14 protein-coding genes are annotated in these 14807 nt (G+C 72.2%); 5 read left to right on the top strand and 9 right to left on the bottom strand.

Annotated elements, in window-relative coordinates; genetic code table 11:
- Positions 1 to 60 precede the first annotated feature (60 nt).
- Complete coding sequence (locus HNP84_RS14475; RefSeq protein ID WP_185050175.1) at positions 61 to 1479, bottom strand: alkaline phosphatase D family protein; 1419 nt, start codon at positions 1477 to 1479, stop codon at positions 61 to 63.
- 140 nt (positions 1480 to 1619) lie between these two features.
- On the opposite strand from HNP84_RS14475, the gene HNP84_RS14480 reads away from it, so the two are divergent.
- Both HNP84_RS14480 and HNP84_RS14485 read left to right on the top strand, forming a co-directional pair.
- Positions 1620 to 2312 (top strand): TetR/AcrR family transcriptional regulator, encoded by a 693-nt coding sequence (locus HNP84_RS14480; RefSeq protein ID WP_185050176.1) that lies wholly within the window; start codon positions 1620 to 1622, stop codon positions 2310 to 2312.
- 18 nt (positions 2313 to 2330) lie between these two features.
- The gene (locus HNP84_RS14485; protein ID WP_185050177.1) at positions 2331 to 3020 is read left to right on the top strand and encodes a DNA alkylation repair protein; all 690 of its coding nucleotides are present in this window, start codon (positions 2331 to 2333) and stop codon (positions 3018 to 3020) included.
- 32 nt (positions 3021 to 3052) lie between these two features.
- On the opposite strand, the gene HNP84_RS14490 is transcribed toward HNP84_RS14485, so the two are convergent.
- The 5 genes from HNP84_RS14490 to HNP84_RS14510 are packed head-to-tail and all read right to left on the bottom strand — an operon-like array spanning position 3053 to position 7961.
- Complete coding sequence (locus HNP84_RS14490; RefSeq protein WP_185050178.1) at positions 3053 to 3964, bottom strand: carbohydrate ABC transporter permease; 912 nt, start codon at positions 3962 to 3964, stop codon at positions 3053 to 3055.
- Between the two features lie 8 nt (positions 3965 to 3972).
- Positions 3973 to 4875 carry a carbohydrate ABC transporter permease gene (locus HNP84_RS14495; protein WP_185050179.1) on the bottom strand — a complete coding sequence of 301 codons (903 nt, stop codon included), beginning with the start codon at positions 4873 to 4875 and terminating at the stop codon, positions 3973 to 3975.
- A 3-nt stretch (positions 4876 to 4878) separates the two neighbouring features.
- Positions 4879 to 6303, bottom strand: coding sequence for an N-acetylglucosamine/diacetylchitobiose ABC transporter substrate-binding protein (gene ngcE / locus HNP84_RS14500; RefSeq protein ID WP_185050180.1), 1425 nt, complete (start codon positions 6301 to 6303; stop codon positions 4879 to 4881).
- Positions 6304 to 6322: 19 nt separating this feature from the next.
- Complete coding sequence (locus HNP84_RS14505) at positions 6323 to 7075, bottom strand: sugar isomerase domain-containing protein (protein WP_185050181.1); 753 nt, start codon at positions 7073 to 7075, stop codon at positions 6323 to 6325.
- Positions 7076 to 7082: 7 nt separating this feature from the next.
- A complete protein-coding gene (locus HNP84_RS14510; protein WP_185050182.1) occupies positions 7083 to 7961 on the bottom strand; it encodes a MurR/RpiR family transcriptional regulator in 879 nt (292 codons plus the stop codon).
- A 65-nt stretch (positions 7962 to 8026) separates the two neighbouring features.
- On the opposite strand from HNP84_RS14510, the gene HNP84_RS14515 reads away from it, so the two are divergent.
- Positions 8027 to 9115, top strand: a complete 1089-nt coding sequence (locus HNP84_RS14515) for an N-acetylglucosamine kinase (protein ID WP_185050183.1) — start codon at positions 8027 to 8029, stop codon at positions 9113 to 9115.
- On the opposite strand, the gene HNP84_RS14520 is transcribed toward HNP84_RS14515, so the two are convergent.
- Positions 9098 to 10195, bottom strand: a complete 1098-nt coding sequence (locus tag HNP84_RS14520) for a thiolase C-terminal domain-containing protein (protein WP_312924781.1) — start codon at positions 10193 to 10195, stop codon at positions 9098 to 9100. The two genes, HNP84_RS14515 and HNP84_RS14520, sit on opposite strands and share 18 nt — an antisense overlap.
- A 200-nt stretch (positions 10196 to 10395) precedes the next feature.
- On the opposite strand from HNP84_RS14520, the gene HNP84_RS14525 reads away from it, so the two are divergent.
- Both HNP84_RS14525 and HNP84_RS14530 read left to right on the top strand, forming a co-directional pair.
- Positions 10396 to 11004 (top strand): HAD family hydrolase, encoded by a 609-nt coding sequence (locus tag HNP84_RS14525; protein ID WP_185050184.1) that lies wholly within the window; start codon positions 10396 to 10398, stop codon positions 11002 to 11004.
- Between the two features lie 15 nt (positions 11005 to 11019).
- On the top strand, positions 11020 to 11709 hold the full coding sequence (locus tag HNP84_RS14530; protein WP_185050185.1) for a MerR family transcriptional regulator: 690 nt from the start codon (positions 11020 to 11022) through the stop codon (positions 11707 to 11709).
- Here the strand turns inward: HNP84_RS14530 and HNP84_RS14535 are convergent.
- Both HNP84_RS14535 and HNP84_RS14540 read right to left on the bottom strand, forming a co-directional pair.
- Positions 11699 to 12370: a ThuA domain-containing protein gene (locus tag HNP84_RS14535; protein WP_185050186.1), complete on the bottom strand. Its 672-nt coding sequence runs from the start codon at positions 12368 to 12370 to the stop codon at positions 11699 to 11701. The two genes, HNP84_RS14530 and HNP84_RS14535, sit on opposite strands and share 11 nt — an antisense overlap.
- A gap of 95 nt (positions 12371 to 12465) precedes the next feature.
- The gene (locus HNP84_RS14540) at positions 12466 to 14775 is read right to left on the bottom strand and encodes a hypothetical protein (protein ID WP_185050187.1); all 2310 of its coding nucleotides are present in this window, start codon (positions 14773 to 14775) and stop codon (positions 12466 to 12468) included.
- Positions 14776 to 14807: the final 32 nt, after the last annotated feature.

The following is a 14807-nucleotide window of genomic DNA, read 5'->3' on the forward strand; positions in this document are numbered from 1 at the left end:
CCGATTCAACCAGCCGCCACCGACAGATCGGCGCGGTTCACCGTTCGCGCGTCGCGGGCCTCAGGGCATGGTGTCCACGCGCACCAGGCGGCCGTCCTCGACGCCGAACACCGCGGCGGTGCTCACCGGGGCGCCCGGCCGGTCCACGAAGTCCACCACCCGGTAGGCGACCTCGAACGCCGTGGGCGTGGCGGTCCCGGTGAGGTAGCCGCGGTGGCCCTCGAAGTAGCGGATGTGCGGGTTGGCGGCCAGGATGGCGTGGTTGTCGGTGGACGGCGGCAGGCTGGTGATCGCGGTGCTCACGAACTCCACGCCCACGGGCCGCGCGGCCGGGTCGCCGAAGGCGGTGGACAGCTCGCAGGCCCAGTTGTTGTGCACGTCGCCGCTGAGCACGACCAGGTCCCGCCCGGCGGCGGCCATGATCCGGGAGCGCTGGTCGCGGTAGGCGTCCCAGGCGTCGCGGCTGAACGACGGCCCGCCGGGGCCGGGGAAGGCCCGCTGGGCGAAGAAGACCGGCTGCACCAGCACCTTCCACCGGGCGCGGGGCGCGCGCAGCTTGCCGAGCAGCCATGCCTCCTGCTCCGGGCCGAGCATGTCGGCGCCGTCCCGGTACTGGCGGGCGTCCAGCACCAGGAAGTCGGCGACCGTGCCGTAGGCGCGCCAGCGATACATCCGCAGCCCGTCGCCGACCGGCCGCACCCGCAGCGGCTGGTGCTCGTAGTACGCCCGGTACGCCGCCGTGCGCCGGCGCAGGAAGGCCGCCTGGTCCGAGCCGTCGGCGGGCCGGGTGCCGCGGTAGTTGTCCTCCACCTCGTGGTCGTCCCAGGTGACGATCCAGGGCGCGGCGGCGTGCGCGGCGCGCAGGTCGGGGTCGGTACGGTAGCGGGCGTACCGGTTGCGGTAGTCGTGCAGCGTCGTGCACTCGCGGGCGGGCGGTTCGAGCGGGCGCACGTACCTGCCGGGCTGCGGCGTGGTCGCGGGCCGGCCGGCCTCGTAGATGTAGTCGCCCAGGTGGAACACCACGTCGGGCCGCTCCACGGCGAGGTGCCGGTACGCGGTGAAGTGCCCGTGCTCGTACCTCTGGCAGCTCGCCACCGCGAACCTGACCGGCGCCTGTGAATCGGGCGCGGGCGCGGTCTTGGTGCGTCCGACGGGGCTGGTGGCCGGCTCGAACAGCGGGTCGGCGACGGAGAAGCGGTAGAAGTACTCCGTGGCGGGCCGCAGGCCCTCGACCTTCACGTGCACGCTGTGCGCCCAGGCGTGCTCGGCGTACGCGGTGCCCTCCTTGACCACCCGGGTCAGGCCCTGGTCCTCGGCCACCTGCCAGCGCACGGCGACCTGCCGCTTGGGCATGCCGCCCGGACGCCGGGGGTCGAGATGCAGCGGCTCGGGCGCCAGCCGCGTCCAGAGGATGACGCCGTCGGGCAGCGGCTCCCCCGACGCGACGCCCAGCGTGAACGGATAGCCGAGTTTCGCCATGCCCCGATCGTGACGCAGGAATATGTGAGATGTGCTCGTTTCGTAGGAGATGAAGGGGCTTGTGGGGGATTGATACCGCTGGCCACAGGGGTTGCGGGCGTACCGTGAACAAGCGATTGCGCAAGGGCCATAATAGGAAGGTGAACACGCGTAAGAACCCCGGCGGCGCGGCGGCGACCTCGCCCAGGCGCCAGGGCGCGAAACGGGCGTCCGCCTCGGGCGCGGCGTCGGAGCGCCGGGACCACCTCGTCAAGCTCGCCGCCGAGATCTTCGCGCGCAAGGGCTTCCAGGCGACGACCGTCCGCGAGATAGCCAACGAGGCGGGAATCCTATCCGGAAGTCTCTACCACCACTTCGACTCCAAGGAGACGATCGTCGATGAGGTGCTGTCCAGCTTCCTGGACGACCTCATCGGCCGCTACCGCGCGGCGCTCGACTCCGACGGCGACCCGCGTACCGTGCTGTCCGAGATGGTGCGCATCGGGTTCAGCACCCTGGAGCCCCACCGCGCCGCCATCACGGTGATGCAGAACGACTGGAGCTACCTGCGCTCGCTGCCCGGCAACCGCTTCGACTACCTGGTCAAGGCCGAGGACGAGGTCGAGCGCATGTGGGTGGAGCAGATCAAGCGCGGCCAGGCCGCCGGCCAGTTCCGCCCCGACGTCGATCCCAAGCTGACCTACCGCATGATCCGCGACACCATCTGGGTGGCGGTGCGCTGGTTCCGGCCCGGCGGGCGGCTCAACACCACCGCCCTGGCCGAGCACTACATCACCGTACTGTTCGACGGGCTCGCCACCGGCGAGCGCACCAGCCAGCAGCAGACGGGCTAAAGGAGCCTGGCAGAGGTCATGACCCCCCTGCACGACGCCGTACGCGACGCGCTGAAGGCCGCCGCCGAGCCGGACAAGGCCGAGGCGATGCGCGCCTACATGAAGTCCGACCTGCCGTTCCTCGGGGTGCAGGCGACCCCGCGCCGGGCCGCGCTGAAACGCGTCTTCGCCGAGCACCGCATCGCCACCGCGCCCGAGTGGCGGCGTACGGTGCTGTCCATCTGGCGCGAGGCCGAGTACCGCGAGGAGCGCTACGCCGCGATCGAGCTGTCCGGCTTCCGCTACTACAAGTCGTGGCAGACGCTCTACACGCTGCCCATGTACGAAGAGATGATCGTCAGCGGCGCGTGGTGGGACTACGTGGACGAGCTGGCCATCCACCGCATCGGCCACCTGCTGCTGACGTTCCCCGACACCATGCGCCCGCTGATGCTGGAGTGGTCACGCGACGCCGACCTGTGGAAGCGGCGCACCTCGATCCTGTGCCAGAACAAGTTCCGCGACCGCACCGACCTCGGCCTGCTGTACGCCTGCATCGAGAACAGCCTGTCCGACACCGACTTCTTCGCCCGCAAGGCGATCGGCTGGGCGCTGCGCGAGTACGCCAAGGTCGACCCGCGCGAGGTCGTGCGCTACGTCGAGCACCACGGCATCGCCGGGCTGAGCCGGCGCGAGGCGCTGAAGAACGTCGCGGGCGCGCTCACCTGAGCCTCACGTGAGGCCAAGTTGGCTCAGGAGCCTCACTTGAGCGCGCCGGCGGTCAGGCCGGCCTGGATCTGCCGCTGGAAGACCGTGTAGACGACCAGCATGGGCAGGATCGCCATGCTGAGCGCGGCGAACAGCGCCGCCCAGTCGGAGTTGTAGCCCGCGGCGGTGGAGATCTCGGCGATGCCCTGGGTGATCACCCACTTGTCCTTGTCGCCGGCGAGCAGCACCAGCGGGATCTGGTACTGGTTCCACTGCCCCAGGATGTTGAACACGGTGATGCTCACCATGCCCGGCCTGGCCATCGGCAGCATGATCTGGAAGAACACCCGGGTGTGCGAGGCGCCGTCCACGAACGCCGCCTCCGCGACCGCCTGGGGCAGCGTGCGGAAGAACGCGGCCAGGAAGAACACGGTGAACGGCAGCGAGTACGCGATGTAGACCAGCACCAGCCCGGCGTACGTGTTGAGCCCGATGAACGGGCCGATCACCGGCAGCGTGCCCATGTTCTGCACCACGAAGAACAGCGGCGTGAGCGCCAGGTAGACCGGGAAGGCCAGCCCCGAGACGAACAGCAGGTACAGCGCGCGCCCGCCGCGGAAGGTGTAGCGCGAGAGCACGTACGCCGCCATCGAGCCGAGCAGCATCGTGCCGAGCACCCCGAAGCCCACCACGATCACGCTGTTGAGCATGTACTGGCCGATGTTGGCCTGGTCCCAGGCCCGCGCGTAGTTGTCCCAGCGCAGGGTGGCGGGCAGCGACCAGGCGCCGCCGAAGATCTCGTCCTCGCTCTTCACCGAGGCCAGGAACGTCCAGATGATCGGCACCACGACCAGCACGGTCCACACGAGCAGTGCCAGGTGCGACAGCGCCGACAGCGGGCCGAGGCGCGCCCGGCGCACGGCGCGCAGCCGCGAGCGCGACACCGGCAAGGTCTCCGTCGCCATGAGCCCCCCTAGAACTCGACTCGCTCGCGCCGCGACAGCCGCAGGGCGACGACGGCGAAGCCGACGGTGAAGAAGAACAGCACGACCCCCATCGCGGAGGCGTAGCCGAAGCGGAAGTACTGGAAGGCGTTGCGGTAGATCTCCGCGGCCATCACGGTGGTGGAGGAGTCGGGGCCGCCGTGCTCGGCCGTCATCACCCACACCACCGCGAACACGTCCAGCGCCGCGATGCCGAGGTAGACCCAGCCGACCTGGATCGTGTCCCACAGCAGCGGCAGCGTCACCCGGAAGAACAGTTGCACCCGCCCCGCGCCGTCGATCGAGGCGGCCTCGAACATGTCGCGCGGGATCGAGGCCATGCCGGCGGAGAACAGCACGACGTAGAAGCCGACCGCCTGCCACACCAGCACGCCCAGCACCGACCACAGCGCGATGTCCGGATTGGACAGGAAGCCGATGGGTTCCAGGCCGAGCGCGGTCACCACCGAGTTCAGCATCCCGTTGCCGCGCGGCTGGAAGACCTGCTGGAACAGCACCGCCACGATCGCCACGGCGAGGACCTGGGGGAAGAAGAACACCACCCGGTAGAACCTCGCCCCCCTGATCCCGGCCACCCCGGACGTGCCGCCCACGTTGAGCAGGAACGCGAAGAACAGCGCGATGCCGATGGTCAGCACCGGCATCAGCACCAGCAGGACGCCGTTGTGCGCGACGGCCCGCCAGAAGACCGAGTCGTCCAGCAGCCGCCGGAAGTTCTCCAGCCCGATGAACTGCGGGGTCGCGCTGACGCCGCGCCAGTTCGTCATCGCGATGTAGAACGCCTGGGCGTAGGGGGCGATGACGTACACGACGTACAGCAGCACGGGCAGCGCGAGGAACCCGGCCACGAACCGCGCCCTGTGGTACCTCATGGGTCAGGTCCTCGTGAACTTCACGATCGAGGAGTCTCCCTTGATCTCCGCGGCCTTCTTCTCGATGCGGTCGGCCCACTGCTTGGGCGTCAGCCGGCCGCTCATGAGCTGGCCGGTGGCGGCGGCGACCTCGTCGTGCATCGGGAGGTACCACTGGCGGAACCGGAAGAAGGTGGTGTTCGTGCCGGCCTGCTGCAGCGCGGCGGCGACGCTCTCCAGACCGGGGGTGAGCCTGCGGCCGTCGCCCGCGCCCTTGACGATGGTCGGCGTGCTGACCAGCTCCATGAACCGGCCGGCGGCGTCCTTGGACAGCATGGCGCGCATGTACTCCACGCCGGCCAGCGGGTTGGCCGACTTGGCCGACACGAAGTAGTCCTCGCCCGGCCGCGAGTGCACGGTGCCGTACGGCATCGCGTCGGAGGAGGTGAAGTCGGGCAGCGGGAACATCGCGTAGGTGAAGCCCTCGGGGGTGGTGTCCTTCTGCTCGTTCTCCACCCACGAGCCGTTGGGCAGCATGGCCACCTGGCCCTTGTTGTGCGCGAGCTGGGTCTGGATGTGGTCCAGTCCGGTGGTGCCCTCCATGAGGTACTTCGCGCCGATCTCCTGCCAGGCGGTCGCCGAGGTGATCACCGGCTCGGCGTTCCAGGCGCCCGGCTGGAGGTTGTCGATGTTCTTCAGCACCTCCACGCCGCCGATCTTGGCGGCGAGGGTGAGGATGGTCTCGTAGATGTAGAAGGGGTGCTTTCCGGCGTAGGTGAACGGCGCCATCCTGCCCTGCTTCTTGATCGTGTCGAGCAGGCCGGTGAACTCCGCCCAGGTCTTGGGCACCTGCCAGCCCTCCTCGTCGAAGAGCTTCTTGGAGTACCAGATCCCCCAGACGGTGTTGCAGTACGGCAGCACGTTGAACGTCCCGCCGTACGTGCCCAGCTCGATCGCCGAGGGCAGGATCGTGTCGCGCACCTTGACGTTCGGGTCGTCCCAGCTCGGCGCGTCCAGCAGCGCGGTCAGGTCGTAGAGCTGGCCGTCCTGCGCCAGCGCGCCGAGGTCCATGGCGTTGGCGCCGGAGTTGTTGACGAACTCCGGCGGGTTGCCGCTCGCGAACCGGGGCTGAAGCGTCTTGGCGATCTCCTTGGTCGCCGAGTGCTTGATCTCCACCCCGGTGTGCTTGCTCTTGAACAGGGGCTCGTGGATGTCGGTGGCGTACTTCTCGCCGAGCCCGCCGTCGAAGATCACGATCTCCAGCGGCTTGTCCTGCGGGATGCCGAGGGGGTTGGCGGCGCTGGTGGCCCCGGCCGTCGGCGCCTGGCTGGCGCCGGAGTCGCCCGCCGGGGTGGCACAGGCCGACAGCGCGCCGGCCGCGGGCAGCAGCATGCCCGCGAGCGCAGCGCTCCGCAGCAGCTCGCGCCGGGTCAGGGGGGTGTTCGCCATGGTCTCTCCTTCGAATGGATCAGGCGCCCCGGCGGATCCGCCCGGCGTAGCGGCTCTCCAGGGTGCGGTTGTGCTCATCGCCCCCGGCCATGTTGGCCGAGAGGTACAGCGGCGGCTCCTCACCCGCCTCGACCAGCGCGCGCACGACCTCGGCGACCGTCATCTGGGCCAGCAGGGCCGAGGTGATGGTGGACACCGCGCCGAAGGCGGCGCCGCCGGGGAGCGGCAGGATGGCGTCGCCGTACGGCGCCCCGTTGTCGAGCACGACGTCGGCGAGGTCCATGAGCTTGCGCCCGGAGGGGTGGCGGGAGGTCATCTCGGTGCTGTGCGTGACCGAGGTGATGGCGATCAGATCGTGCCCCCGCTCCTTGACGATCGAGGCCAGCTCGACCACCGAGCCGTTCACCCCCGAGCTGGAGATCAGCACGAACGCGTCCTGCGGGCGCACCGGCGCGAGGTCGTAGATGCGCTGGGCGATCGACGGGTCGCGCTCCAGCTCACTGGTGCTGAGCACCCCGGCGGGCTCGCCGCCGTAGAGCACCACGTCACGCAGCGCGAGCCGGTTGGTCGGCACGAGCCCGCCCGCGCGCCCGGCGATCTCCATGGCGATGGCCTCGGAGTGGCCGGAGCCGAAGGCGTTGATCACGCCGCCCGCGCGCAGCGCCCTGACGAGGATCTCCGCGGCCTGCCGTACGTTGCCGGCCTGTTTCTCCGCGACCTCCTCCACAAGCTCCCCGATCCGCTGGACGTAGGCGGCGGCCCCGATGTCCAAGATCTGTTCAGCCCCTTTCCACCCGATGGCTCTCGACGGCGTTGATGGTCAGCTCGTACGACTTGCGCGCCCGCTCGTAGGTCCGCTGCGCGACCGCGACGTAGACCGCGTCCAGGACGAAGATCTGGGAGTGCACGGCCGACAGCCCGCCCGGCCGGAAGGTCTCCTGCGCCCGGCCCGCCGTGGTCAGCACCAGGTCGGCCAGCTCGGCGAGCGGCGAGCGGGCGAAGGAGGTGACCGCGACCAGGGTCGCGCCGTGCCCGCCGGCCTCGGCCAGCGCCTCCAGCACCTCGCGGGTGCGGCCCCGGTGCGAGATGCCGATCGCGACGTCGTCGGCGCCGAGCAGCGCGGCGTCGGCCAGCGCCTCGTGCGCGTCGGTGTAGCTCCAGCAGCGCACGCCGATACGGCGCAGCCGCGCCTCCAGCATCCCGGCGACCGCGCCGCTGATCGACACGCCGAACAGCAGCACCCGGTCGGCCGAGACGATCGCCTCGGCGACCTTGGCCACGATCTCGGCGTCGAGCTGGCCCGCGGTCTCCTGGATCAGCCGGGCGTCGGTGGCGGCCATGGCCTCGATGGCCGCGTCGAGCGGGTCGGCCGGGCCGATCTCGCGGCCCATGCCCGCGCCCCAGTTGGCCTGGGCGGCGCGGCCGGTCTCGGTGGCCAGGGCCACGCGCAGCTCCGCGTACCCGGCGAAGCCGAACATCCGGCAGAACCGGGTGACCGTCGCCGGCGAGGTCCCGCTGCGCTCGGCCAGCGCGATGATCGTCGAGCGGGCGGCCTCGCCGGGGTCGGCCAGGATCAGCTCCCCCACGCGGCGCATCGCCTCCGGCAGGCCGGGCAGCTCCGTCTGGATACGCCCGAGCACCCCTGCGGCCACAAGCATTCCTTTCACTTCTCTATTGGTTGGGTGAAAATTATTCTTGCAACTCTCGGTAGTCAAGCCCCAGGATGGACGATGTGAAAGTGGTGCTGGGCGTGGACGCCGGGGGCACGTCCACCCGCGCGATGGTCGCCTCCCCCGACGGGCTCCGGGCCGCCAGGGCGAGCGGGCCCGGCGGCAACCCCAGCGCGCGGGGCGTCGAGGCCGCCTGCGCCGCGATAGCCGGCGCGGTGACGCGCGCCCTGGAGGCGTACGGGGGCGGGCCCGAGATCGCCGCCGCGGTCCTCGGCGTGGCGGGCCACGAGCCCTTCCTGACCGGTGCGGGCCGCGAGGCCCTGCTGCGCGCCCTGCCCGTGGCCGGCGCGAGGCTCCAGGTGGTCGGCGACGTGCCGGTGGCGTTCGCGGCGGGCACGCCCGAGCCGTCCGGCACGGTGCTGATCTCCGGTACGGGCGCGGTCGCCGCGGCGATCGAGGACCGCGAGGCGGTCGCCATCGCCGACGGGCTCGGCTGGCTGCTCGGCGACCGGGGGTCGGGCTACTGGCTGGGCCGCCGCGCCGCCGAGTCCGTGGTCCGCCGCCTGGCCGGCGGCGAGCCCGACACCCCGCTCACGCACCTGATCGTGACCGCCGTGCTCGGCCACGGCCCCCAGAAGCACGGGCCCCAGAAGCACGGCCTCCAGAAGCACGGGCCCCGGGAACACGGGCCCCGGGAACACGGCCCTCAGGAGCGCGGGCCCCGGGAGCACGGCCCCCACGAGGAGGGCCGCTCTCTGGCCAACGCGGTCATCCGATCCCTGCAGTCCGCCCCGCCCGCCGCCGTGGCCGCCCTCGCCCCGCATGTGGGCACCGCCGCCTCCCAAGGCGACCCGGTGGCGACCGAGATCGTCACCGAGGCCGCCGCCCTCCTCGCCGAGACCGTCGCCGCCGTACGCCGCCCCGGCGACACCACCCCGATCGTGCTCGCCGGCAGCGTCCTCACCACCCCGGGCCCGGTGCGCGAGGCCGTGCACGACCTGCTCTCCCGCCGCTGGCGCGCCCCCATCGCCACCGCCGGCTCCGGCGCGGGCGCCGCCGCCTGGCTCGCCGCCCGCACCCTCCTCGGCCCCGCCGCGACCCCCGCCCACCCCCTCCTGGTCACCTCAGGGGCGGACGAGTAGCGCGGCGCTGCCGTAGGAGCCGCCGAAGCCGGTGACCAGGGCGACCTCGGCGTGTCCGGTGCGCAGTTCGCGGACGGCCTGGGCGGTGTTGTTCAGGCCGTGGACGTAGCCCTCCGAGAGCAGGCCGCCGTGGGGGTTGACCCGGGCGTGGGCGCGGGCGAGGAGGTGGCCGGGCAGGTCGGCGGGGTGGACCAGGCCGAAGTCGGTGAGCTGGCGCGGCACCAGCCAGGAGTAGGCGTCGTAGAGCAGCGGCACGTCCACGTCGCCCGGGGCCATGCCGGCGGCGGCCCACAGGGCGGGGGCGACGTAGGACGAGAAGATCGCGGTGACGTCGGGGGCGCGGTCCATGGCCGAGCAGCCGGGGCCGCCGCCGCGTACGACGGCGTGCAGGCGGGGGGCCGACGGGGCGCGGGCGGGGGTGGTGACGATGAGGGCGCAGGCGCCGTCGGTCTCCTGGCAGCAGTCCACGGTGCGCAGCGGCGTGCACACGTACGGCGCGGCGAGGTAGCCGGCGAGCGGCAGCGGGTCGCGGCGGAGGGCGCGCGGGTTGGCGGCGGCGTTGTCCCGCGACTGGGCGACCACGGCGTGCAGGTGCTCCTCGCCCAGCCCCGACTCGGCGAGGTACCGGGTGGCGGCCATGGCGAACATCGGGATCGGCCCCGCCATCCCGTACGGCCGGGTGAACCGCTCCTGCGGCCCGGTGGACGCGGTGTTCATGCGCACGCCCGAGCGTCCGTTGAGCGCCCGGTAGACCAGTACGGCCCGCGCCACGCCGCAGGCCACCAGCATGGCCGCGTCGCCGAGGATCGAGGCGGCCTGGGTGCCGCCGCCGCTGATGTCGTTGTGCCAGCCGATCGTCTCCATGCGCAGCGCGCGGGCCACCCGGATCGCGGGCGCGGAGTCGTTCATGTGGTAGCTGAGCACCGCGTCCAGCTCGCCGGGGGCCATGCCCGCGTCGTCCAGCGCCGCCCTGGCCGCCTCCACCGCCAGGGCCAGTTCGCCGCGGCCGGACCGGCGCGACAGCGCCGTCATCCCGATCCCGGCCACCGCCGCCTTCCCGCGCAGGCCCACCTTCCCCACCTCCGCGCACGTGCCCCGCTCCGCCTCCGGGTACGTGCCACGCCCGCCGGCTCGGGGCGCGATCCGTGCCGGCGGGCGGGGCTGCCGTCACGCTAACCCGCGGCGATCACCTAGGCAAGCGCTTGCTCGGTTCGAACGCGCGGTCGCCCCCGCATAGGGTGGTCCTTCCGGTCCACGGTCCGCATCGACGTTAGGCGCCCATGCTCGATCCACGACTCCAGCCCGTCCCGCCGTACTCCGCCTTGATCTTCGACTGCGACGGCACGCTGGTGGACAGCGCGCCCGCCAACGAGCGGGCCTGGCGGCACGCGCTGGCCGCGCAGGGGGTCGAGCTCGACTCCGCCTGGTATCACGCGCGCACCGGGCTGTCGGCCGATGAGCTGCTGGCCGCGCTCGAAGCCGAGATCGGCCGCGAACTGGACCGCCAGCAGGCCCACGCGGCGGCGCTCGACGCCTACGACTGGCTGGTCGACACGGTGCCGCCGCGCGAGCAGGTCGTGGCCGTGGCGCGGGCCGACCACGGGCGGGTGCCGCTGGGCGTGGCCTCGGGCGGCTCTCGGGAGCGGGTGCTGGCCAGCCTGCGCGCGGCCCGCATCCACACGCTGTTCGACGTGGTGGTCACCAAGGACGACGTGCCGCGCGGCAAGCCCGCCCCCGACGTGTACCTGCTGGCGGCCGAGCGGCTGCGGGTGCGGCCCGGCGAGTGCGTGGCGTACGAGGACACCGACGAGGGGCTGGCCGCAGCGCTGGCGGCCGGGATGCGGGTCATCGACATCCGCCCCGCGCTGACCGCCACCCCCATTAGCTAGCTGTACTATCCAATTATGCGGATATCCGAACTCAGCGCCGCCTCCCAGGTGCCGATCCCCACGATCAAGTACTACCTGCGCGAGGGTCTGCTCCCGCAGGGCGCGCAGGTCTCGGCCACCCGTGCGGTCTACGACGAGTCGCATCTGCGCCGGCTGCGCCTGATCCGGGCGCTGGCCGACGTCGGACGCCTGCCGCTGGCCTCGATCCGCAAGGTCGTCGCCGCCGTCGAGGACGAGGAGCTCGACGTGCACACCATGCTCGGGGTCGCGCACCACGCGCTGTCGCCGGACGTCGAGCCGCATCCGGAGGACGACGACTGGCGGGCCGCCCGCGAGCAGGTGGACGCGCTGATCCGCGAGAACGGCCTGAACATCGCCCCGGACGCGCCGACCCCCGACGAACTGGCCCAGTCGATCGTCCTGCTCGCCCGGCTGGACATGCCGACCTCGCCGGAGTCGCTGCGCCCCTACATCGCCGCCGCCCGCGAGCTGGTGATCGGGTTCGAGGTGCGGCAGATCGACTACGCCGGGCCCCGCGACAGGACGGTCGAGCGCATGGTGATCGGCACGGTGCTCTACGGCAAGATCTTCGACGTGCTGCGCCGGATGTTCCAGGAGTCGGCCTCCGCCGAGGTCGCAGCCGAAGCCTCCTCCAAAGCCTCCGCCGAAGTCTCCACCGAGACCTCCGGCACGATCACCCGCTGATCCCGACGGGCCGCTTGAGCAGCCACAGGGCCGCCCGCCGCAGCAGCTCGCGGTGCACCGGGCTGTCATAGGACCGCACGTCGTGGCCGAGCGCGTCGTACACCAGGCGTCCCCGCCGTACGCCGCGCGCCCACACCAGCGGCTGCCCGTTCGACTCGGCCAGCGGCGTGACGCCGGGGTGCACCTCCAGGTCGCTGTAGACCTCGTCCACCACGTCGAAGTCGCGCAGCCCGTCCACCACCGGGTGGCCGCCGAGCACCCGCACGCCGGTCCAGCCGAGCGGCGGGTGGTGCGAGCGGTTCCAGTCCCACCGGGCGCCGAGCACCCGGGGCCAGCCCTGCCAGTCGTCGAAGCAGATGCACGCCGAGTGCATGGCGAGCAGCCCGCCGCCGCGCTCCAGGTGCTCCAGCAGGGTGCGCCGGGCGGGACCGGGCAGCTCGAAGCGCCATCGGCCGCGCTCGCCGGCGAACCGGTCGCCGTCCATCCGCCAGCGCAGCGCGTTGATCGTGATGAGCTGCACCTCGGGCGGCTCGGCCAGCGCCCCCGCGATGTCGTCGGTGACCTCCGACTCCACGCCCACCTCGGCGAGCACCTCGGCCAGCGCCGCCGAGGTGGCCGGGAAGTCGTGGTACAGCCCTCCGGACAGGATCAGGTTCCGCATGCGTTCACCCCATCACGCGCGGCCGTTCCCGGATAGCCTCGCCGGGCGCGGAAGCCGGGGAGGCGTCGCCTCCCCGGCCGTCGCGGTCGCGTGCGTTACTCGGCGGAGCCGAACCCGGACAGGTCCAGGCCGTAGTAGACGCGCGGGGCGCCGTCGAGCGTCACCCGCACGGTCCCGCCGCCGGAGACCGGGATGCTCTTCTCCCGCCCGATGCAGTCGATCTGCCGCACGGCCTGGCCGGTCGCCGGAAGCCGCACCGTCGTCTTGGTCGGCCACGGGTCCACCCACGGCTCGGGCGCCGGGTAGAAGGTCTCGTCGGGCTCGTGGCCGGCGTTGAGGATGTAGCCGTCGGCGCGCGACCACAGGATGCTCATCGGCCCGCGCGGCGTGTCGAACAGCAGGCCGCGCAGGTTCTCGTCCGGGAAGCGCACCCACCGCACGAACGTCGCGCCGTCCAGCGCCTCGGCCGCGGCGGCGAACGCCAGGAGCGACGGCTTGGGGCTCTTGTCGCGCATCACCAGCCCGAAGTGGTACTCGGGGTTGGTCTCGTTCGCACCCTGGGGGTTGGCCTTGACGCTGTCGTAGAACTGGTACCAGAGGCTGGCACGCACCCCCTCGGCCACCGCCAGCGCCTGGGTCAGCAGCACGTTCTCGGCGGCGTGCCGGTAGGTGTCGTGCCACCAGGAGTTCGGCTTCGTGCAGGCGTACGCCTCGGTCAGCCACAACTCAAGCGGCTCGCCCGGCTGGGCGGCGATCATCTCCTTGGCCTTGCGCACCGACCCCAGGAAGTTCCAGTAGCTGCCGTTGCTCCCCTGCGTCCACTCGGAGGGGTCGGGGGCGTAGTCGGGGGTGAAGTTCCCGCGGCCCGGGTGCAGCGCGAACGCCCTGACGTGCCGGGTGAGCCCGGCGGCGAACATGCGCTCGGCGTAGACGTAGTCCATGCCGGCCAGCGCCACCGACATGAGCTTGAGCGGGCTGCCCCGCTCGGCGATCCGCTGCGCGAAGGACGCCGCCCACTTCGTCACGTACTCCGCGCCGCCGGCCCCCTTGAGGATTCCGCCGCGCATGTTCCACTCGTTCGCCAGCTCGTAGTAGACCGCCTGCGCCTCCTCCGCCGTGGTGATCTCGGCGTCGATGTACGCCCGCAGCCCCGCGGGGTCGCCGTCGAAGGCTTCCGGCGACTCCGGGGTGCGCAGCCGGTTCTGGTGCAGGCCGTACTGGGCGAGCTCCGCCGCGGTGAAGTGCGGGTGCCGGGACCAGCGAACTCCCAGGCGGTGCAGCAGCTCCCGCTCCTCCTTGGTCGCGAACAGGTAGTCGGCGGCGATGCCGATCGTGGTGGCCGTCTCGGCGCCGGAGAAGTCGTGCGGCGGCAGCACGGCGACGTTCGTACGGGCGAAGACCTTCTCGTCGCCGGCCCGCGCCTCGAACTCCACGAAGTACACACCGCGGCCCGGCGCGGTGAAGGAGAGCGAGTCCTCCGCCAGGGCGCCGGCGCCGGCGAGGGGGCGGGTGACCTTCCGCTCCAGCACCCGGCCGTCGAAGTCGCGGACCTTCCACTTCAGCGTGAGCCTGCGCTCCGGCCCCTTGTTGTACGCGACGCCGCGCACGCTCAGCGGCCGGTCGGCGCCGGTCCAGATGTTGAACGGCCGGTCGGTCCACACATCCACGGCGAGCGGCGTGTCCTCGGCGATGGCGCCGACGATCTGGGGGCGCAGCGGCTCGGTCACCACGATGTTGGCGGTGGCCTGGAACACCCCGGCCTGTGTCTGCGTGGCCGGGAGGTGCAGGGCGCCGGAGTCGCGCCAGGACGCGTTGCTGCCGCGGCCGGTGATGTAGACGGACAGGCCCGGGAACGCCTCCTCGTAGACGGCCGTGCCCAGGCTCTGGTACGGCACGCCGCCGCGGGGGTCGCGGAGCCAGGACGCGATGCCCGTGTACGTCTCGACGACCGAGGCGGGCACGACCTGCCTGCGGATCATCCCGCCGCTGCCGGAGGCGATGGTGGTGGAGGTGATGTCGAAGACGACCTCGAGCCGCCGGCCGCGGGGCGTGAAGGTGCCCTTGATGGTCGTCTGCGGCGAGCCCGTGTCGTAGGTGACGACGATGGCGGGGGTCCCGTCGGGGGCGGTCCCCGGCGCGGAGGTGCCCGCGTTGGTGACGAGGCCGGCGATCCGGTAGCCGCGCAGGACGAGCCGGGAGACGCCGGCGGCGTCGAGCAGCGTGACGGCCGCGCCGGTGGCGCTGATCGTGTACCCCTCCCCCGGCAGGGTCAGGGCGTCGGCCGCCTCGGCGCGCGGCGCCGTGCCGGGGACGAGGACGAGTTGCGAGCCGAGGACGCCGAAGAAGCCCGCGGCCATCATGCGGCGCCGCGAGATCGGGGTGCGGTGGAGGGCGTTGTCGGTCATTGGACGGCCTTTCTTGCTGGGGGGCTTCCTGG

It is taken from the genome of Thermocatellispora tengchongensis (assembly GCF_014202315.1).
Lineage (GTDB): Bacteria > Actinomycetota > Actinomycetes > Streptosporangiales > Streptosporangiaceae > Thermocatellispora > Thermocatellispora tengchongensis.

Excerpts from the sequence above, each read along its gene's own strand:
- HNP84_RS14475 (WP_185050175.1), bottom strand. The coding sequence starts at position 1,479 with ATGGCGAAACTCGGCTATCCGTTCACGCTGGGCGTCGCGTCGGGGGAG.
- HNP84_RS14485 (WP_185050177.1), top strand. The coding sequence starts at position 2,331 with ATGACCCCCCTGCACGACGCCGTACGCGACGCGCTGAAGGCCGCCGCC.
- HNP84_RS14490 (WP_185050178.1), bottom strand. The coding sequence starts at position 3,964 with ATGGCGACGGAGACCTTGCCGGTGTCGCGCTCGCGGCTGCGCGCCGTG.
- HNP84_RS14495 (WP_185050179.1), bottom strand. The coding sequence starts at position 4,875 with ATGAGGTACCACAGGGCGCGGTTCGTGGCCGGGTTCCTCGCGCTGCCC.
- ngcE (WP_185050180.1), bottom strand. The coding sequence starts at position 6,303 with ATGGCGAACACCCCCCTGACCCGGCGCGAGCTGCTGCGGAGCGCTGCG.
- HNP84_RS14510 (WP_185050182.1), bottom strand. The coding sequence starts at position 7,961 with ATGCTTGTGGCCGCAGGGGTGCTCGGGCGTATCCAGACGGAGCTGCCC.
- HNP84_RS14515 (WP_185050183.1), top strand. The coding sequence starts at position 8,027 with ATGGACGATGTGAAAGTGGTGCTGGGCGTGGACGCCGGGGGCACGTCC.
- HNP84_RS14525 (WP_185050184.1), top strand. The coding sequence starts at position 10,396 with ATGCTCGATCCACGACTCCAGCCCGTCCCGCCGTACTCCGCCTTGATC.
- HNP84_RS14530 (WP_185050185.1), top strand. The coding sequence starts at position 11,020 with ATGCGGATATCCGAACTCAGCGCCGCCTCCCAGGTGCCGATCCCCACG.
- HNP84_RS14535 (WP_185050186.1), bottom strand. The coding sequence starts at position 12,370 with ATGCGGAACCTGATCCTGTCCGGAGGGCTGTACCACGACTTCCCGGCC.
- HNP84_RS14540 (WP_185050187.1), bottom strand. The coding sequence starts at position 14,775 with ATGACCGACAACGCCCTCCACCGCACCCCGATCTCGCGGCGCCGCATG.